This window comes from Gardnerella bretellae (genome assembly GCF_048545135.1).
Lineage (GTDB): Bacteria > Actinomycetota > Actinomycetes > Actinomycetales > Bifidobacteriaceae > Bifidobacterium > Bifidobacterium greenwoodii.
Genome location: NZ_JBKQXU010000002.1, coordinates 237952 through 257182, shown reverse-complemented (window position 1 = coordinate 257182; position 19231 = coordinate 237952). Strand labels below are relative to the sequence as shown.

Here is a 19231-nt window from a genome sequence, read left to right as displayed (position 1 = left end):
TATGGCACTGTCTTTTTTCAATAAGCATAAGCTCAGAAGCCAGGAAGATGGTCAACAAAAAAGCTTAGACCGTAGCAGCAATCAAACATCTAGCCATATTAGAGTTTTTCTGCACGACTTTATTTCCTGGCTTCGCCAGCGCGTTTTTGCTCTTACAATCACATGCATTTTTATTGTTATAAATTTCGCACATTGGTTTACAAGAACATTAATGCACATATACACTTACGGCACAAACGCAACTCTTGCACAACTTTTTATGCGACACCATCCCTCAAAAGGATCTAGCTTCCTCTTCGGCCACGCAAACATGTCTGAGCTGCTGCTAAAAATCTGCCACTCGCTTGTTTTCGTAAACAGCATGCCTTCACTTTTAGTTAACTGTTTCCTCGTTATTATTCTCATAGGTGTTGCGGAAACTCGCATAAGCAGACTTCATATTGTTTCTATTGCTGTATCTAGTACGCTAATTGGAATAGTTGTTGGTCTGACAATCATTGGCAATCTTTCTATACTTATTAGCAACATGCATTGGATTACTAGAATCCCTATAAGATTGTCACCATTTACGCTGTTTATTGGCGCGTTTATGGCATCTTCTGCCAATGAATCGATTTTGTGGCATAGGCGAATGCTTGTAATCGGCTACGCTGTTACTTCTGCAATGATGCTTTATAGTGGAAATCCTGGAGACTATTGCACTATTATTGCTGCTCTTACAGGCCATATTATTGGCAATATTGTGTGCAAGCCAAAAGGAATAAAGCATAGCGCAAGCTGGTGGAAAGGCACAGATTACGAGATTCGAAAGCTTTTTGCATACGCTCAAGGAATTATTGCTCTCGGACCATTATTAGCATTATCTTCGCGCTCACACGCCGGCATTCTTACAACTCTTGGACTGTTTATGTCTCCACAAATGGGTTCAAAACCGTGGGTTACTCGTTGCATTAGTAATTACAGTGCAAATAGTTGCTTACTTCATTCTGGATTGCATCACGCGGCTATTGGCGGAGTGTGGATTCGTATTCTTCTTCCGATTGTAACTATGCTGATTATTGCATGGGGAATGTTACGCGGGCGTAAGCTTGCAGCGTGGACTTCCATTATTATTAACGCAATTACTGTGCTTTATGCTGGAATGTACTTTACAATTTTGCCGCTTATTGCAACAAATCAGCATATTTCAATACACCAACATAATGCAGTAGCTGTTGCGTTTATGCTTACTGCTCTTCCGCCTCTGCTTATGACTATTCTTCTTGCTATTAATCTTAAGCATTTTTCGATTACTACAAGCCGTTTTCAAGTTCGCGTAGGATTAGTCGCAATTATTGTAACACTGTGGATTACAGCTGTAGGCTACGTAACTTTTGGCCTTATGATAGCAGACAACTTTAAGCCTATTGCAAACATTCATCATCTTTTTAGAGATTTACCTGGACGATGGATGCCTATGGGCTTTGGAAATCGTTCTAACGCAATGCTTCGCACGGAAACACCGCTATCTTCAACATTAGCGCAATCTGTTGGCGTAATATTTTGGGCTGTTCTTTTTATAGTTTGCTTTACATGGTTTAGGAGCAAAATTTCAACCAACGAAAAAGATAGAGAAAAAGCAAGCTCACTTGTGGAACTTGGCGGAAACACTATGAGCTTTATGACAACTTGGCCAAATAACCATTATTGGTTCTCCCCAAGCGGAAAATCCGCAATAGCCTACCGCTTAAGCTACGATATTGCACTTACTCTTACAGGTCCATTTGGAGATTCTAAAGAATATAAGCAAGATCTTCGTGGATTTATTAACTTATGCGAAAAAAACTCGTGGTCTCCAGCATTTTACGCAGTTCATGAGAATGTGCGTCAAGAGTTAGAAAAGCTTGGTTTTACGTCTATTAAAGTTGGAACAGATATGCTTGTAGACCCAAGTAAGTGGCAGACTCGCGGCAAAAAATGGCAAGATATTCGTACAGCTATCAATAAAGCAAAACGAGATGGAATAAGCGATATTTTAACAACATATAAACAAGCTTCTTTTGACGTTCAGCAGCAGATTGTTGAAATTTCGGAAGAGTGGGCTGAGCTTAAATCCCTTCCGGAAATGAAATTTACTTTAGGTGGCTTGGATGAGCTTCAAGACGAGCGCGTAAAAATACTGTACGCAATCGACGAAAATGAGCGCGTACTGGGCGTAACAAGCTGGATGCCTACTTATAGGAATCATAAAATTATTGGATGGACGCTTGATTTTATGCGGCATCGCACAGATAGTCCAAACGGAATTATGGAATTGTTGATTGCAAGAATGGCAGAACGCTTGCGCGATGAGGGATTAGAAAATCCTGAATCTGCTGTTGAATTTATGAGCTTATCTGCAGCGCCTTTGGCAGGAATCGGCGAAAACGTAGCGAACAAAAATGCGGACAGTGAAAACGCGGAAAGCGAAAATGCTGGCACTGAAAACTCAGACACTAAAAACGCAACAATCGCAGATTCTCAACAATCTTCAAATGTTATTAACCACGCGCTGGAAATGATGTCCGATATTTTGGAACCTGCTTACGGATTCAAATCGCTTTACTTCTTCAAAAAGAAGTTCCAGCCGGAAGCTAGCTCAGTTTACGTATGCTATTTGGATTCTGCAAAACTTGCGCAAATATCTTTAGCTGTAACACACGCTTACTTACCTGAAGCTAGTGCAAAGCAAATCTTGGAAATGGCTAAATCATTACGACCAAAAACAAGTGAACTTAACAAATAATTTGTTAAGTTTTGCATAAAACTTCGGCGAGTTCTCCCTAGTGTTGCGTAAAGTAGCAATTGCACGTCAGGGAGGTTCATCGTGTTAGAAATAAAGCCAACCGTTGCTGTCGTCATGGGATCTTCAAGTGATTGGGAAACTATGCGTCACGCTTGTGAAATCCTAGATAAATTCCAAGTTCCTTACATGAAAAGAGTTATTTCTGCACATCGTACGCCAGAACTTATGGCAGACTTCGCGCACAATGCTCGTAAAGAAGGATTCCATATTATTATTGCCGGAGCAGGTGGAGCAGCTCACTTGCCTGGAATGATTGCGGCACAAACCACGCTTCCTGTTATAGGCGTGCCAGTAAAGTCTCACGCACTTTCGGGCTGGGATTCTTTGCTTTCTATTGTGCAAATGCCAGGAGGTATTCCTGTTGCAACAACTGCAGTTGGAAATTCTGGAGCAACAAACGCAGGCTTGCTTGCCGTAAGTATTCTAAGCACAACAGACGAGCGTCTTGCAGAAGAACTCGCAACATATCGCGAAGAACTCAAAGCGAAAGTTGAGGAATCAAATGCCAACCTTATCTGAAGTAACTAACGGCGCTGTTGAACGCTTAATGCCAGGAGCCACGATTGGAATTATTGGCGGCGGCCAGTTAGGGCGCATGATGGCTATTGCAGCCCGCCACATGGGCTTTAGAATTGGCGTTCTTGACCCAACTCTTGACTGCCCAGTGTTCCAAGTAGCAGATTTGCAGGTTGAAGCTAATTACGACGACCCAGAAGGCTTGCGCGAACTTGCCGAACGTTGCGACGTACTAACATACGAGTTTGAAAACGTTAGCGCAGACGCACTAGATAAAGTCCGCCATCTTACTGCTATTCCTCAAGGCACAGACTTGTTGCGAGTTACGCAAGATAGAGTAAGCGAAAAAACGTTTATTAATAGCCACGGAATCAAAACAGCTAAATGGCGCGAAGTGAATAATCTTGACGATTTAGATACTGCTATTGACGAAATAGGCTTGCCGGCGATTTTGAAAACTCGTCGAGGCGGCTACGACGGTCACGGTCAGGATGTTTTGCGCACAGAAGAAGACGTTGCGAATATTCACCATCGCGCAGATCGCGGCGGCAAATTCCCACCTTCAATTCTGGAAGGTTTCGTTGACTTTGCTTTTGAGGCTTCTATTCTTGTTTCCGGAAACGGCAAAGACTTTGTAACGTATCCGCTTGTAAAAAACGTGCACCACAATAGTATTTTGCACATGACTTTAGCGCCGGCAGTAGTTGATCCACAAGTTGAGCGTGCGGCGCACGAATTAGCTTTAAGATTAGCTCGCGGATTTGAGCTCGCAGGAACGTTGGGAATTGAGCTTTTTATTACTAAAGATAATCAAGTAGTAGTAAACGAGCTTGCTCCACGTCCACACAATTCCGGACATTATACGATTGAAGCTTGCGATATGGATCAGTTCGAAGCTCATATTCGCGGAATTGTTGGATGGCCTTTGAAGAAGCCTCGCCTACTTTCCCCTGCTGTTATGGTAAATGTGCTCGGACAGCATGTTGCTCCTGTGCGCTCGCTTATTTTAGAGCATCCAGAATGGCACGTGCACGACTACGGCAAAGCGGAAGTTAGAAAGAACCGCAAAATGGGTCATATTACAGTACTAAGCGACGACCCAGTTGAAGCCGCAGCAGCATTAGATTCAACAGGCTGCTGGGATGACGAACTTGAATACTGTGATGAACAACGAAAGGATTCGAGATGACTAGCGAACCTGTACGTCGTCACACTCGGCAAAAAGAAATCGTACTCTCCTATTTGCGCGAATCTCGCAATTTTGTTTCTGCACAAGATTTGCACAGACTTTTGGCAAAAGACGGAGAGATCATTGGCTTAGCTACAGTCTACCGTCAGCTTAACGCGCTAACTCAAAGCGGCGAAGTAGACACTGTGCGCTTTAACGGTCAGCAATTATTCCGCATTTGCGACGAAAACACACACCATCACCATTTAGTGTGCGAACGCTGCGGAAAAACAGTTGATATTGAGCCACCCGATGACGAAGGATGGATTCATAAAATAGCTGAATCTCACGGATACACGGTTGTTGATCACACGCTAGAAGTTTTTGGCTTGTGTGAAAACTGCCGCAATGAAGATAAGTAGCGCGCTAACAAACGCTCCGCATTAGACGCATTAGGCAAATGCCTTCCGCGAATATTCCTCTTATTTTTGCGCACGGAAATTGTTGCAACAATCATAGTAGTTAAAATCACAGCACAACCAACAAGCGCAATAACAAACAGCGTCATCCAAAGCGGCCACTGCAAATGATCGTCAGGCGGCTTAACAGGATCCGGCAGCACACGGTAGCCAGTCACAAGCAGCCTCTGCGAGTTCACACCGTACGGCGTGCAAGTAAGCAGCGTAGCCAAATCGCGCCCCTTCTCGCGCTGAATAAGCCTAATATCATTCGGGTCAACAACGCTAATGCGGAACACCCTATATCTTAAGGTTTTACCTTGCACATCAAAATAGAAAAAATCGCCTTTTTTAAGGTAGATTAAGTCGTCAAACATAGTTGCATGCGGCAAACCCGTATGCGCCGTAATAACAGCATGCCTGTTTTTGCCGCCAACTGGCAAATCCGTGCCATACAGGTGACCCGCGCCATACGCTAAAACATCCTGCGAACTGCCGTGATAAATAGGCAGCTTAACGCCAATCTTCGGGATTTTTACGATTCCCATAATTCCCATCGGCTCATCTAACTGCTTTTCATAATCCTTATACTCAGGCGTTTTCTTAAAATCTTCCGTGCCATTATAAGGGTCCGCCGTAAAAATAGCGCTACGATGCGCGTTATACTCGCGCGCCTTATCTAAGCTAATTGCACGCGCATCTTTAGGCTGCTCGCGGCTAAGCTTGTCGTAAGCGGCAGAAAGCTGCTTCGAAGCGTTGTTATTCCACAGCGTAGACGCCACTGGATACGTGAAGCATAATATTGCGGCGACTGCCAGCGCGATTGGTTCTAAAATGCGGCGCAAATGCGACTTAGGCTTTTTTGGTGCGGGTTTTGGTGCGGGTTTTGGTGATTGTTTTGGTGATTGTTGTGACGTGGGGTGCTTGAAGAAAGCATATACTTTCGTAACAGCGCTGTTTAATTTCATGCTTCCTCGGTTCGTTGGATAATACTTATCTTAAATGTAGTACCGTCTATGAGTTTTGACTGGTGTTTGGCTGGCGTGTTTTCTGAAGTGCTGTGAGAGATAGGAATTACTTATCTCGCAGCGCTCCGCTCGTGTTTGCGCACACCCGCGCTTGACGTTGCGCGAGTTTGTGGGGATTTCTCTCCTCGCACGTCCCGTCCTTCGGGCGCTCTGGCTGTTAAAGACGTTTAGTGTGTTCGCCTTTCTTAAAGAATGTAGCTTCTCAGTCCTCTTTTAGTGCTCGTAAAGAAATCCCCCAAACTCTGCATGCTAATTCGTTAATAACCGTGCCAATCGCAGAGATTTTTCGATTTTTCTTCTTCGCTCGACGAATCAGCAGCCTTCGGCTCTGACGTTCGCCTCGCTCAGTGCGAAAAATCTCAAATCTCACCACACAAATATGAGTCTAGGATTTAGTTAAGTAAACCCTAGACTCACACTTGCCATTAGACTACAAGACCAGCTTTAGAAAGCAGATCAGGCGTTCTGCTGCTGTTCTTCTTCCTTGCGATTACGCATGTAGAGGAACACGCTTGCTGCAATCAAGCCCATGCCAGCAACAGCGAAAATAATCACGCCAGCAGCACCAGTTGCAGGAAGGTTGAACCAGGAATCAATGTCAAGATCACTAATCTTGGTATTAGGGAAGTCAACTGTTGTTGTTTTTCCTTCTTCAACAGTTACACCCCTAATCTCATTAGCTAAAGCATAGCCAGTAGGAGCAGTAACCTCAATGAGGTAAACCATTTTACCAGCTATAACCTTTTGGTCGGCATCAAACTTACCTTCACTATTTGTAGTTCCAGTGAAATTCGCGGATGCACCAGTAGTGCAAACGTCAGGAACGGCAGTATCATTAGCAGCACGCTTAAGCAAAGCAGTCTTGCAAGCTTCTGCCTTTTCTTCGGAGTTGAAGATCTTGAACACGGCGCCTTGAAGCTTGGTGTCAGTATTCTTCTTATCGTGCTTGTATACCTGAAGGAAGCCAAGCTTAACATCCGAAGTACCACCTTTATCTTCCTCGCCAGAAATAACTGGATCCGGATCCTTACTGGCGTTAGCATCATGAGACTTAAAGAAGCCAGACTTGTTCTTGATCTCGTTCTTGTTATCAGTAGCACCCTTATAGCTATCACTTAACTTGAACGAAACTGTAACGTGAACCTTAGGTTCGTCCTTCTGCTGGGCTTTTTTAGCCGCATTCAAAGCACCTGCAATCTTGCCTAAGCCATCTTTAGTGAACTTAACCAAGATACGAGTGCGGCCAGCTTCGAGACCCTTGTCGTCGCCATTCTCTGTTTTTTTATTCTGAGTTGTGTTCGACGTAACGCTAACGGTGTAATCTTTATCAGCACCCTTTTCAAGAGGATCATTAACTCCATCAACTTTCACAGACTCAACAGCATCGTCCGTAATATTGTTAAACGCCTCAGTTGGAGCGTCATCGAATACCATGTAGTCTTGAATGCTATCTGCATCCAATTTTCCAGTAGGATGATTCACTTCCGAACTAATCTCGTACTTAAAATCATCATTAACAGAAACGGCGTTGCTACCTTTTCCGGTGCTGAAAACCTTTGTGATTGAGCTAGAAAGATCCTTGTTCTTAATCTTTACAACAGGATTGTATTCGTAAGTAGTGCTATAGGAATTTCCATCAGCAGACTTTGTTGGCTTAAGCATTGGCAAAGTCATGTAGAACACAGTCATGTCGTTGGCGCCGTAGTTGCCAGTAGTAGGCATCTTGGTCTCTTCAACCTTGTAGAAGCCGAGTGGAATGTTATCAAACTTAGCTTCGCCGTTGGTAACATCTGCAGTCTTTATATTAGCTTGAGTCATATCAAGCTCAATCTTTGCTTCCTTCTCTTTGCCGCGATTCAAAGCATCAATTGTGGTAGCAATCTTGGACCAAGTGTCTGCATTCTTGAAAGCATCAGTCACCGTAATATCGGTATCACCAATCTTCTTGATTTGCGTAAGAGTGAACTTTGCACCATTAAGAGGCGCATGACCTTTATCACACTTAGAAGTTCCTTCAGAGTCTTTCACTTCCTTTGCATCGCAATTTACGATAGTGATGCTACCAGTTGTTGTAGTATTTTTCGCATCCCACGGAGCCTTAGCTGTAACAGGGCCTTGGTGAATTGGAGGCACACCCCACGCGACGCCAGCCATGGTGACGGCGCCAGCAACGCACAGCGTGCCAGCCATCGCGAGCGACGCAATCGCCGCCACGCACTTGTTTGTTAGTTTATTCATCTTTTCTCCTTTACTCGATGCTCCTAAGAGCAGTTTGAGATAAGTTGTTTTTTACGTTTACAGTTTTTGTGTTAGTTACCGTGTTTATGGTTACTGTGTTTTGTTTACTGTATTTTGTTTTACAGTTTTTAGTAGTTACTATGTTTTGTTTTGTGTTTCGATTACGTAGGCAGCTTTCACATCAGCATCGCCGCCTTTCGTAAAATAGTTTTCTGTATGAGTCACTTTGACTTGCCACAAATCCTGCGGCAAGCACGCTCACCATTAAGGCAGCTATAGCACCCAGCTGCAAGTTCCAATTCCACTCGCCTGTGTGCGGCAAAGTAAAATTGCTAACCGAATCAATATTGAGCTTAAAAGCAGCAAAATCTTTGTTTTCTTTAAACGCCGTAGGAGAAGCATTAGTTAGCGCAGATTTTATTGACTCAGGCGTTAAGCTGTCAGATTTAGTATTTTTTATTGCATCATTAAACGCGTCAAGCGCTTTAGGTTTTAGCGCAAACACAACGCACTGGTACTTGCCAACCTTAGTCGGCTTTATACTCACTTCCATAGAAGCTTGAGACGCAACGTTCTTCGCAGTACATTCTTTATCCCCATCATTTGCCTTATTGCATCTAGTTTGATCTGTATCCGCAGGCACACCACTCAACCCAAGCCCATCAGGACTACTACTCCAAGTAGCTTCCGCAGTTTGCGACGGCCCAGAAGGCTGCACAGGTTGCGAGCCAGTACCGCTAGTAGAACCACCGACAGCAGTACCTCCATTTGAGCCACCTACAGCAGAACCACTTTCAGTCGAGCCAGCACCGCCAGTCGAAGCAACTCCACCTCCACCAGCAGCATTCTTCTTCTCGCCTTTGCACAGCACGCGCAACGTAATCTTATTCGCGCTATCCGCCGCAGACGTGGCTTCAACAAACGGCTTAAGCTCCATACCGAGCATCGCAGAAATATTGTTATTCTTGTCAGACAACGCCGCCGGCAACGAACCATCGCCGTTTTTAAACGGATACACTTTCAGCGTAAGATCTTTATCCCCAACTTCAGGCTGATCCTGTTTATTCGACTTAACAACAATCTTAATGGTCTTAACGTTCCAGTCGATGGTTTGCTTCTCAGAAAGCGAACCTTTGAATTGTCCATCATTTACATATTCGTGTCCGTCTCCTATTTTACTTACGATTTCACTTGCACCTTTATAAAAAGCATTCATTGGATCTTCGAAGACAGACTGTAGTTTACTCTTATCTCTAATGATTGAATTAAATAGATTTACATAGCTGTCACCGTTAACTTTATTGAAAAGTAAGCGCGCATCTTTCAAAGCAAACACCTTGCAAACATACGTCCCAGGCTTCTGTGGAGTTCCAGTAATCCAGCTTCTGGATTGCTCACGATAATCGTCATCTTCATAAAGCTGATCTCCACTATTTTTAGCCGAACCGTTTGGACGCTTCTTCAACTCGTTGTGCGTAGACTGCACCCACTTATTGGTAGATGTTCCACTGCTGCTACCGCTAAGAGTCAAACCATTAATACCGTCTAGAGAATAATCTTGAGTACCAGATTTATTGCAAACCATGCGATGATTAATAGTACCGATACCTTGCTTTAGTGACGAGTGAATAAAAAGCGGAGTTATGGGATTATACGTATCATCAGCGGAAGGGTCAGTTGATGTTGAATCTATAGTGATACTGTTATTGCTATCATCTACTTCTTTTTGGCCATCTTTAGCTTCATGATTATAAATATTAAAGGTTAAATCATTCGCTTGTGGTCTTATAAGATTATTGTAGCTAATTGACGCCTTCACGATAATCTCTGTAACCGAATTATCTGGATAATGAACTTTAACAATAGTCCTATAATCACTTACATCTTTGTTAGGCCACTTACTTGGATAAAACCGTATAAAACCATCGCTATTAGATTTTTCTGTAAACTTAGAAATATAATTTCCATCTGAGTTTTTAAAGAAAGCCCATTCGTACGCGGTTTCATAGGTTTTAATGGTCCCTTTTTTCCTCTTTTTCGGAACTTTTCCATTAGTTAGCTCAAGCCAAACATCTTCTGGTAGATTCTTAGGCTCTTCTCCTGCAATCTTTTTTCCTGCAATCTTTATTTCTGGCTTACTAACCTGAGGATATTCATCGTAATAAATGTATTTACGAGACTCTCCCGACCCCACAGCATGATTCTCTATTCCATATGTTCTATAACTAATAGTGTAGCATTTTGCAAAAGTATTATATTTTTCATTATTCTTGCACTCTTCTGGAAGTGGAACGTTGCCAGCGGCGGCGCGAGTGTTGCCCAGCTCACGCTTTTGCCGACGCAATTTATTTGCAGCCTCATCTTTTTTAGCGCCTTTATCAGTGTCTTTAGCGACATCTTTGTCAGCAACTTTTTTAGCGTCTTCTACAGCAGGGTTTTGTTTTTTCTCTGAATCAACGTTTTGGGCGTGGTCTGCATTAGTGGCATCTTGTTTGGCAGGAGGTTGCGAATTTTTAGGGTCTACAGTTTTAGGCTCTTCAGCTTTGCTGTTCGCAGCCGCTTCGCCCTGTGCAGCCACCTTATTATCCGCCGCAGGCTTATTCTCAGCATTCCTATTCTGAGTCTGCACCTGACTAGACTCGCCCTGCTGGCTAGCGCCCATAGAGGCAGATGGCATAATCATAAAAGTGGCAAGAATCGTAGCAACAGCAACAAAAAGCGCCACAATCACACGGCGAGCGCACGCTGTTTTAGCGCCAATCGAACGCAAAAATCGAAGGAAACGGCTACCGCGATGTAAATCACTCATTGGCACATCTCCTTCCCTCCGTATTGAGCCTTAAATACTATACCCCCCCCCCCAGGAAATTTTTGGCTCATAATCCAAATTTTTCAACTCGCACCAACACTTTTAAGCAATTTAAATCAATTAAACCACTAATAAATCGCACCGCATTTTCCAATCATATTCACTAACGCTGCCAAACATCGGAACAAAATCCAAACAAACGTCGGAACAGAAACCCGCCAATTCGCAAGGAAAACAATGAAACATCGCACTTACGCTTGCTTATTAAACCCTTTAATAATAGCCATAGCGAAACATAGTAGCAATGAATTCGATTTCTTGATTGTTAATACGACCAACTTGAACTTGAAAACCACGAGACAAAAGCTCAATATAGATTCAATTACACTCTCGGTTATAGCTTTCGATTATAGTCGATAAATTTATCGTTTCTTACACTTGTTTCTGTTATAAACGAAACAAATTAAAAATTCACCTTTGAGATTTATAATTAAAAAAAAAATAAAGCATCTTTATTCAAACGTCTGCGATTTGTATGCTTTTAATACACATCCCGTGACATCAAGCAAACGTTCTAAACGTGAGATTTAGGAAACTTACGAGTATAGCTACACTTTTTTAGCGCTAAGCCACTAATATAATTGTAATCTTGATAATATTATGATACTTTTTTGATAAAAGGAGGTTGATACTATGATTAATATTCGTCCAGTTTCCGATTTAAGAAACAAATTCCCAGAAGTAGAAGAAACAGTTATAAATTCAAATACACCAGTATTCCTTACAAAAAACGGTTATGGAACTATGGTTCTAATGAGCATCAAACAATACTCCACTCTCACTGACGACATTGAAAGAAAACTCGATGAAGCAGACGCTTTTGCCGCAAACACTTCTACACGTCTTTCTAAAGCTGACGTCTTTGATAGCGCAAGGAGAAGGATTAATTAACACGAGAACACCCTTACTACAGGATTAGCGTACGCAACTTTTCTGTTTTTTACGTTGTCTTGGGCGACACTATGGAAGTGCGCAGACTTCTATATTCAAAACGAAATATTGACGCACTACTTGAATAACTATTCCTAGTAACTATCATTATTTTATGTTAATGATTATTAAAAAGCTATCGTTAAAAAGTTTAAGATCGGCTTAATAGCTTGATTTTAGGCAAGATATCCATTCTCCTAACACCATATCCATGCAATATTAGATTGTTGGCTGGAAGCCGTGGTGTTCTAACGATGTTGTGAGCGTTAATGCATCAGTTAACTGACTGAGTTTTTAACAGTGTTAAGCTTATCAGCGTTATTTTCTCAGTTCGTTGACTGAGTTTTTAACAGTATTTGGGTGATTACCGTTATTTTCTCAGTTGGTTGACTGAATTAGTAACGGTGTTTGGATTGCGACTATGCCACAGCCCAAACACCGTTTCAAGATTTAATCGTGCCCCCGACGCGACTCGAACGCGCAACCAACGGATTAGAAGGCCGTTGCTCTATCCTTTGAGCTACAGAGGCAAACAAATGGCTATTATACCAAAACGGCACTATCAACGCGCCTTAAAAACAGAAAATAACAGAAATAGCCTATAAAAGTCACCTAAAAAATCACATATAAAAGTCACATATAAAACTTGCAAAAATCCTATTTACAAAACGTCACTGCTAAAATTAAGCAAACACTACTCAATAATCCATGCAAGTGACATTAACACAGCAAGGAAGAAAACGTTCACAATCGTGTACGTAAGCAAATAACGTCCCCTATGCTCAGGATACTGATTCGTAATTCCCTTGTAAGAAATAAGCGAAGCCATAGAAGCAATAAGCGTACCCATTCCACCAAGATTCGTACCAATAATCAGCATCTTCCACTGATCACAGAATCCAGAAAGCAAAATCGTCGTCGGCACGTTGCTAATAAACTGGCTTGAAGCAATAGAAACTTCCATAGGATGCGACCCAACCCACATTTGTGCAAAATCACTAAAGCCCGGAACTCTTCGCATATTGCCAATAAAAATAAAGAACATAATAAAGGTAAGCGGCAAAGCCCAATCAAGAACACGGAACACATGACGGTCGCAAAGAAGGAAAGCCACCACCATAATCACAACCATAATCCAATCAGGAATCCAACCACTAACACCACACAAGCAAACCACAAAAAGCAGGCTGTAAACAATAACGCGCCAACGAGTAAAGCTCATGCCGTAGCCCATAACGCGAATCTCATCCGGCTGCGGATGACCATGCGAAGGAGCAAGCACGCTCTGCTCAATATCATCACCATGCAAACCGGCAAACTGATCAACCTTACGAGACTTAAAGAACACAAAAGCAAACGCAATCATAAGCACCGCAGCCGTAACCGTATACGGTGCCATAATCGTCAAAAAGTCTTTAGTAGACATATGCGTTAACGCTTTTAAGTACAAGTTATGCGCATTTCCAATAGGGGTTAGCATACTGCCAACATTCGCGCCAATAGTCATAAGCGTGATTACAAGAATCGAACGTTTTTCAGCATTCGCCATAACAAGCACAGAAAGCGCAAAAGGCACAAAAGTTACGAGAGCAACATCGTTCGTAATAAACATTGCCGAGAAAAACGTCAGCGACATGAGCACTAACACAAGCCCACGCTCAGTTCTAACATGCCTTAAAAGACGCGCACCAATCGCACGAAATACACCAATGCGCTGAAATCCACACACAACCATCATTAAGCAAATAAGCTGCGAAATAGTATTTACGTGAATATAACCCCAGTATTGAGAATCAGGAGGCACGAAAAAACATGAAATAATTGCCAAAATTGCCGCAACAATAAGAATGGTTTCACACTTGACCAGATTCAACAGCCAGCGCTTCATCATTCCTCCGTAAGGCAGCAAACACAATGCTCCTATTATACTAGAAACCCAATCCCAAAAACAGGTTAAACTCCCGACAAAATCGTTGAAATAGCAATAAATTAGCAACTACTAATAGCATGATTTAGCCTAAAATAGCTAACACAAAATTCCGCCCTTTTTTGTGACACGCGCATCAGCAAAGCATGTCGCAAAAGACAGGAATACGTATATTATGTAGAAAAGAATTTGTTGGCAATAAACAAATAATTGTTTACTACATAAGAAGCGGAATATGTTTGAAACACAAGAAACAGAAAATAAGAAGATTGAACAAAAACTTGCTCGCCAAAAGCATCTTCGTGAAAACCATAAGCGCAACACTGCAGATTTAATTGTTGAATGCTTAGTAAATGAAGGCGTTGAAGTAGTTTTCGGCATTCCAGGTGAGGAAAATATTCCGCTTCTTGAGGCGATTGAGCGAGACGGTCGCATTCGTTTTGTGCTTACTCGCCACGAGCAGGGCGCTGGTTTTATGGCAGCAACATACGCTCATATTACTGGAAAACCGGGCGTATGCTTGGCAACTTTAGGCCCTGGCGCACTAAATCTTACTCTTCCTGTAGCTCAAGCAAACGCAAGCACTACGCCGCTTGTTGCTATTTGCGCACAAGGTAATGTTTCTAGGCTTTATAAGGAATCTCATCAGATTATTGATTTAGTTGCGCTCTTCCAGCCGATTACGCAATGGTCTTCTATGATGCTTGCTCCAGAGTCTGCGCCGGAAATGGTTCGAAAAGCTTTCTCTATTGCCGGCCGAAACCGTCCGGGAGCCACATGCCTTGTTATTCCGGAAGATATTAGCGAAATGCAAGCGCCTGAAGACGCGAAGCCTCTTCCACTTCCACATCCGCTTCACATTATGCCAGCTCCGGACACTATTGAAGAAGCTGCGAAAATTATTAGTAAAGCAAAACAGCCTATTATTTTGGCTGGAAACGGTGTTGCGCGCTCTCACGCTGAGGATCAGCTTCTTGCTTTTGCAGAGCAGCTTAACGTGCCAGTTGCAACTACGTTTGAAGGTAAGGGCGTTTTCCCGGATAATCATCCGAATGCGCTTGGCGTCGTTGGATTTATGCATCGCGACTACGAAAACTTCGCTTTTGACACGGCTGATTTGATTATTGCCGTAGGTTTTTCAATTCAGCAGTTTGATCCTAAGAAAATCAACCCGAATATTGATAAAACCATTATTCACATCAATACTTTTGTGGAAGATACCGACGCGCACTACCCTACTGCGCTGAACATTATGGCAAATATTGGCCAAACGCTTAAAACTCTTACAGAAGTATTAAAGACACGCAACGTAACTTTCGACGTAAGCCACCCTCGTATTAGACAACTACTTACGGAAGAATTACATTCTTGCGAAAACGACGAAAGCATGCCAATGAAACCGCAGCGCGTAGTTTACGATATTCGCCGCGCTGTTCCTGAAGGCACGAAGGTGCTTGTAGATACGGGCGCTTTGAAAATGTGGATGGCACGCTTGTACCCAACTATGCACCCGAATACTTGCATAATAGACAACAGTCTTTCTACTATGGCTTGGACGCTTCCGGGCGCTGTTGGAGCTTCGTTTATTCGCGATATTGGCGGCAAAATGAACGCAAAACCAGTTTTGGCTGTGATGGGCGACGGAAGCTTTATGATGAACGTGCAAGAAATTGAAACAGCTGTGCGCGTTGGAAGCCGCATGGTTGTTCTTGTTTGGGAAGATAACGCGTACGGCTTAATAAAGTGGAAGATGGAGCTTCACGCAGGCGAGCACGAATACGTTGATTTCCATAATCCTGACGTGCCAAAATTGGCTGAAAGCTTTGGCGCACGCGGACATGCTGTTAAAAAGCCAGAGGATTTGTACAATATGCTTCGCGCGGCTTTGGAGCAAGAAAGCGGAGTGGACGTGATTTCTTGCCCAGTTGATTACAGTGAGAATATGAAGCTTATTGAAAAACTCGGCGATATTGATTTTAGTAACTGACGCTACGCTCCAAACGCGCGCAACTTGTCTCGCGTTTGGAGCGCTTTATTTAGCTAATCCCTCCAAACGCGGGAAATCTATCTCGCATTTGGAGCGTAGCGTCAGCTACTAAAGTATATTTATATAGAAAGCATGTTGGTAAAAACAAATTTTGCTAATCTACAACATGCAAAGTACGATAAATGTAATTTTTATATTTTTCTGGATTAAGCCTACTACACATTTCAACATTCGGAGTTTTACCAGAGAAGAAATTAGCATCAACAAGAACTGAGCCATAACTTGGTCCAGGAGTTGCATCAACTTGGCAATAATATTTTGTGCACTCGCTTATACATTCAGGATATAGCGCAGCGGCAACAGCAGATGGATCAGCCATATCTAGATAAGCATCCCCAAAACGGCTAACATTCATTTCCATTAATTCCCTATTACAATCAATAGCGAACTTGCCGAGTTCTCCACTTTTGCGAATATTATCAATTTCTTGTGGATTCAGCATACATTCTCCCAAGCATGCGTCCCATCCAACAAACATAATATTTTTAAGACCAGAATCAACTAATATCTTTGCAGCTTCAGCATCTTGCCAAATATTGAATTCTGCTACGGGAGAAACATTTCCACGGCCTAAACCAGCAGATCCCATAACAACTATGCGACCAACTTTTTTCATCGCTTCATAATCAACCTTAATAGCTAGAGCAATGTTAGTTAATGGCCCTAATGCAATAATGTCTATTTCACCATCTTCACTGTTTCTTAAAGTTTCGATCATTTTCAAAACAGCATTACCATTACTTTCTTTCAAACGATGAGGCACTAGACCAATATCACCCATTCCATCTCTACCATGAGTTTCATGAGCATAAGCCAAATCGCGCAACAGCATGCTTCTGCTTCCTTTATATACAGGTGGCTCATATGAACCAGCATGCTCGATAGTAGTAAGCGTATTAATAGTCGCTTGTTCCATGCACACGTTCCCTGATACAGTGCAAAACATTAATATCTCATATCTAGGATCATTTAAAGCCATGGCAATTGCCATAGCATCATCCGAACCACAATCTGTATCTATTATTATTTTCTTTTTAGAATAAATTCCTTGATTTTCCATAAACTATCAACATCCTATCAATTAATAGAAACTGTAGTTTCAGATGTGATTACAATATTTACACTCTTATAGAATTTGCGACTGCAAATTTTTGCGGGCAGATTCCATTGAGGTGATTTTCCCTAGAAGCTCAAGCTTTTCCTGACCATCCTTAAGTTTTGCCATACGCGCTCGAGCTGCACCGATTCTACGCATAAAACCAACGTCTAAAAGTCTAATAAGCAGCTCGTTCGCATACTTGCTTTCTGCAACAGTAGCTTTTCGCAAGAAATCCGAAGGAGATCCGTTTGAAGATTGCTGATTCTGCCGATTGCCAGCATCTTCTAACGAGTCTGAAGCTGCAGGAAGCGGCAACGGCATTACCGAAAGCTCAGTAATAACAGACTCCAACAAAGGTCCAGCCGCTTTAGTCATCATATGCAACCACAATCCTTGCGTAACGTTGCCAGTCGGCAATCCTCCCGCAGCAACAAATGCTTGGAAAAGCGTTCTAAAAACTGGAGTAATAAAATTATTTAACGTAAGCTGCGCAAATAATTGTTCATTAAACGCAAGCGGAACTTGCAGCAACAAAGACATAAACTGCTGCTCGCACATGAATACAGCATCATCAACTCGATAATAATGCTGATTTTGCGCAGCACTTCGAACAATAGCCATTCTAGATGCTTTAGAATCTGCATCACGCTCAACAACAGCCTGCGGCAAGCCAGCAGGAGTAGCGTTATACCTAGATGCGTAAGCATCGTCGTCGCGAACTTGCAAACGGCGGCGAGAAGCCTCAACTTCCCTACGCATAACAGCTAAATCAACACCAATTGCGCGCACAGCTTTGCGAGAATACAAGTCAAGAAGCGAACGGTCGCGAATTTGCGCAATAAGAGGCGCAACTGCTTTCACCGCACCCATTTGGCCAGTCGTAAACGAAGTATCAAAACGGTTGATAACAGTATTAATAACAAAGTCATAAAGCGGACTTGCGTGCGAAACCAGCGAGCGCACAGCATCGTCACCGCGCTGAATGCGCAAATCGCAAGGATCAAGATTATTGTCTGCTACAGCAACAAAAGTTTGTGTCAAAAATGCGGAATCTAAGCCAAAAGCGTGAAGCGCAGCCTTTTGACCTGCAGCATCACCGTCAAAAGTAAAAACGATGCGCGAACTCACCGACTGACCATCCACCTTTAGAGGGCCAACAAGCTGAATTGCACCCAAAGAATCATCAGCAATAAGACGTCGCACAATCTTCGCATGTTCAACTCCGAAAGCAGTTCCGCAAGTAGCAACGGCAGTATCAACACCAGCTAAATGGCATGCCATAACGTCCGTGTAGCCTTCAACAATTACAACTTGACGCTTTTTAACAATATTTGCTTTCGCTAAGTCGATTCCGTACAAAACTTGCGTTTTTCGATACAGTGCAGTGTCGGGAGTGTTAATATATTTTGCGCTAATAGAATCGTCGTCGTAAAGCTTTCTTGCACCAAAGCCAAGAGTTCTACCAGTCGAGTCGCGAATAGGCCAAGTTAAGCGACCGCGGAAGTAGTCGTATATTCCTCGCTGACCGAGTCTAGCTAAGCCAGCGTCAAGCAGCTCTTGACGCGTAAAACCTTTATTAGCTAAGTATCTGACTAAATTATCCCAGCCTTTAGGAGCGTAGCCACAAGAAAAACGCGCACTTTGCTGAGGAGTAAAGTTTCGTCCGGCAAGCAATTCGCGCGCGGCAGCAGCTTCCTCAGTATTAAGATTTGAAGCGAAAAACTTTTGAGCTTCTTCATTTGCTTCTAAAAGCCTGGCTCGCTTAGAACCGTGCGATTGAGAGTCGCCTTTTTCTGCCTGCTGGTAGTGCATTTCAATGTGATAATGATCTGCCAAAAACTCAACAGCTTCGCGAAAATCAATGTTTTCTTTCTGCTCAACATACTTAAAAACGTCGCCGCCTGCACCGCATCCGAAGCAGTGCCACACGCCCAAACTTGGACGCACGCTAAAACTCGGTGTTTTTTCATCGTGAAATGGGCAAAGACCTACAAAAGTGCCAGTTCCCGAAGGCTTAAGCGTAACAGTTGCAGACACAATATCATACAAATCTGCCACAGCGCGCACGCGCTCAATATCTTCTTTTGCGATCATTCCAACCATGGTATCTAGCTTATCGCAAACCGG

13 protein-coding genes and 1 tRNA gene are annotated in these 19231 nt (G+C 42.9%); 7 read left to right on the top strand and 7 right to left on the bottom strand.

The window, feature by feature from the left end; translation table 11 throughout:
- The first annotated feature begins 1 nt into the window (after nt 1).
- From ACJV7B_RS02470 to ACJV7B_RS02455, 4 genes are all read left to right on the top strand, one after another.
- Nucleotides 2-2764 (top strand): bifunctional lysylphosphatidylglycerol flippase/synthetase MprF, encoded by a 2763-nt coding sequence (locus ACJV7B_RS02470; RefSeq protein ID WP_004137526.1) that lies wholly within the window; start codon nt 2-4, stop codon nt 2762-2764.
- Between the two features lie 114 nt (nt 2765-2878).
- Nucleotides 2879-3343 (top strand): 5-(carboxyamino)imidazole ribonucleotide mutase, encoded by a 465-nt coding sequence (gene purE / locus ACJV7B_RS02465; RefSeq protein WP_410296284.1) that lies wholly within the window; start codon nt 2879-2881, stop codon nt 3341-3343.
- The gene (gene purK, locus ACJV7B_RS02460; RefSeq protein ID WP_419388883.1) at nt 3327-4529 is read left to right on the top strand and encodes a 5-(carboxyamino)imidazole ribonucleotide synthase; all 1203 of its coding nucleotides are present in this window, start codon (nt 3327-3329) and stop codon (nt 4527-4529) included. Before purE ends, purK begins: the two co-directional genes overlap by 17 nt.
- Nucleotides 4526-4930, top strand: a complete 405-nt coding sequence (locus ACJV7B_RS02455; protein ID WP_004126956.1) for a Fur family transcriptional regulator — start codon at nt 4526-4528, stop codon at nt 4928-4930. Before purK ends, ACJV7B_RS02455 begins: the two co-directional genes overlap by 4 nt.
- Here the strand turns inward: ACJV7B_RS02455 and ACJV7B_RS02450 are convergent.
- On the bottom strand, nt 4876-5811 hold the full coding sequence (locus ACJV7B_RS02450) for a class C sortase (protein ID WP_419388882.1): 936 nt from the start codon (nt 5809-5811) through the stop codon (nt 4876-4878). The two genes, ACJV7B_RS02455 and ACJV7B_RS02450, sit on opposite strands and share 55 nt — an antisense overlap.
- Here ACJV7B_RS02450 and ACJV7B_RS02445 point away from each other — a divergent pair.
- The gene (locus tag ACJV7B_RS02445) at nt 5756-5956 is read left to right on the top strand and encodes a hypothetical protein (protein ID WP_419388923.1); all 201 of its coding nucleotides are present in this window, start codon (nt 5756-5758) and stop codon (nt 5954-5956) included. The genes ACJV7B_RS02450 and ACJV7B_RS02445 overlap by 56 nt on opposite strands.
- A gap of 494 nt (nt 5957-6450) precedes the next feature.
- Here ACJV7B_RS02445 and ACJV7B_RS02440 read toward each other — a convergent pair whose 3' ends face one another.
- Both ACJV7B_RS02440 and ACJV7B_RS02435 read right to left on the bottom strand, forming a co-directional pair.
- Nucleotides 6451-8232, bottom strand: a complete 1782-nt coding sequence (locus ACJV7B_RS02440) for a SpaH/EbpB family LPXTG-anchored major pilin (RefSeq protein ID WP_419388881.1) — start codon at nt 8230-8232, stop codon at nt 6451-6453.
- Between the two features lie 181 nt (nt 8233-8413).
- The gene (locus tag ACJV7B_RS02435; protein ID WP_419388880.1) at nt 8414-11041 is read right to left on the bottom strand and encodes a hypothetical protein; all 2628 of its coding nucleotides are present in this window, start codon (nt 11039-11041) and stop codon (nt 8414-8416) included.
- 693 nt (nt 11042-11734) lie between these two features.
- Here ACJV7B_RS02435 and ACJV7B_RS02430 point away from each other — a divergent pair.
- Nucleotides 11735-11992 (top strand): type II toxin-antitoxin system Phd/YefM family antitoxin, encoded by a 258-nt coding sequence (locus ACJV7B_RS02430; protein ID WP_004137537.1) that lies wholly within the window; start codon nt 11735-11737, stop codon nt 11990-11992.
- Between the two features lie 496 nt (nt 11993-12488).
- On the opposite strand, the gene ACJV7B_RS02425 is transcribed toward ACJV7B_RS02430, so the two are convergent.
- Nucleotides 12489-12561: transfer RNA gene (locus ACJV7B_RS02425), tRNA-Arg, on the bottom strand.
- A gap of 164 nt (nt 12562-12725) precedes the next feature.
- The gene (locus tag ACJV7B_RS02420) at nt 12726-13919 is read right to left on the bottom strand and encodes an SLC13 family permease (RefSeq protein WP_419388879.1); all 1194 of its coding nucleotides are present in this window, start codon (nt 13917-13919) and stop codon (nt 12726-12728) included.
- 274 nt (nt 13920-14193) lie between these two features.
- Here ACJV7B_RS02420 and ACJV7B_RS02415 point away from each other — a divergent pair, with 274 nt between their 5' ends.
- Nucleotides 14194-15945 (top strand): acetolactate synthase large subunit, encoded by a 1752-nt coding sequence (locus ACJV7B_RS02415; RefSeq protein WP_419388878.1) that lies wholly within the window; start codon nt 14194-14196, stop codon nt 15943-15945.
- A 154-nt stretch (nt 15946-16099) separates the two neighbouring features.
- Here ACJV7B_RS02415 and ACJV7B_RS02410 read toward each other — a convergent pair whose 3' ends face one another.
- Both ACJV7B_RS02410 and dnaG read right to left on the bottom strand, forming a co-directional pair.
- On the bottom strand, nt 16100-17065 hold the full coding sequence (locus tag ACJV7B_RS02410; protein WP_419388877.1) for a nucleoside hydrolase: 966 nt from the start codon (nt 17063-17065) through the stop codon (nt 16100-16102).
- A gap of 66 nt (nt 17066-17131) precedes the next feature.
- On the bottom strand, nt 17132-19207 hold the full coding sequence (dnaG, locus tag ACJV7B_RS02405; RefSeq protein ID WP_375169373.1) for a DNA primase: 2076 nt from the start codon (nt 19205-19207) through the stop codon (nt 17132-17134).
- Nucleotides 19208-19231 lie beyond the last annotated feature (24 nt).

Bases quoted from the DNA above. Each gene is read 5' to 3' on its own strand.
- ACJV7B_RS02420 (WP_419388879.1), bottom strand. From the start codon at position 13,919: ATGAAGCGCTGGCTGTTGAATCTGGTCAAGTGTGAAACCATTCTTATT.
- ACJV7B_RS02470 (WP_004137526.1), top strand. From the start codon at position 2: ATGGCACTGTCTTTTTTCAATAAGCATAAGCTCAGAAGCCAGGAAGAT.
- dnaG (WP_375169373.1), bottom strand. From the start codon at position 19,207: ATGGTTGGAATGATCGCAAAAGAAGATATTGAGCGCGTGCGCGCTGTG.
- ACJV7B_RS02435 (WP_419388880.1), bottom strand. From the start codon at position 11,041: ATGAGTGATTTACATCGCGGTAGCCGTTTCCTTCGATTTTTGCGTTCG.
- ACJV7B_RS02410 (WP_419388877.1), bottom strand. From the start codon at position 17,065: ATGGAAAATCAAGGAATTTATTCTAAAAAGAAAATAATAATAGATACA.
- ACJV7B_RS02415 (WP_419388878.1), top strand. From the start codon at position 14,194: ATGTTTGAAACACAAGAAACAGAAAATAAGAAGATTGAACAAAAACTT.
- ACJV7B_RS02440 (WP_419388881.1), bottom strand. From the start codon at position 8,232: ATGAATAAACTAACAAACAAGTGCGTGGCGGCGATTGCGTCGCTCGCG.
- purK (WP_419388883.1), top strand. From the start codon at position 3,327: ATGCCAACCTTATCTGAAGTAACTAACGGCGCTGTTGAACGCTTAATG.
- purE (WP_410296284.1), top strand. From the start codon at position 2,879: ATGGGATCTTCAAGTGATTGGGAAACTATGCGTCACGCTTGTGAAATC.
- ACJV7B_RS02455 (WP_004126956.1), top strand. From the start codon at position 4,526: ATGACTAGCGAACCTGTACGTCGTCACACTCGGCAAAAAGAAATCGTA.
- ACJV7B_RS02430 (WP_004137537.1), top strand. From the start codon at position 11,735: ATGATTAATATTCGTCCAGTTTCCGATTTAAGAAACAAATTCCCAGAA.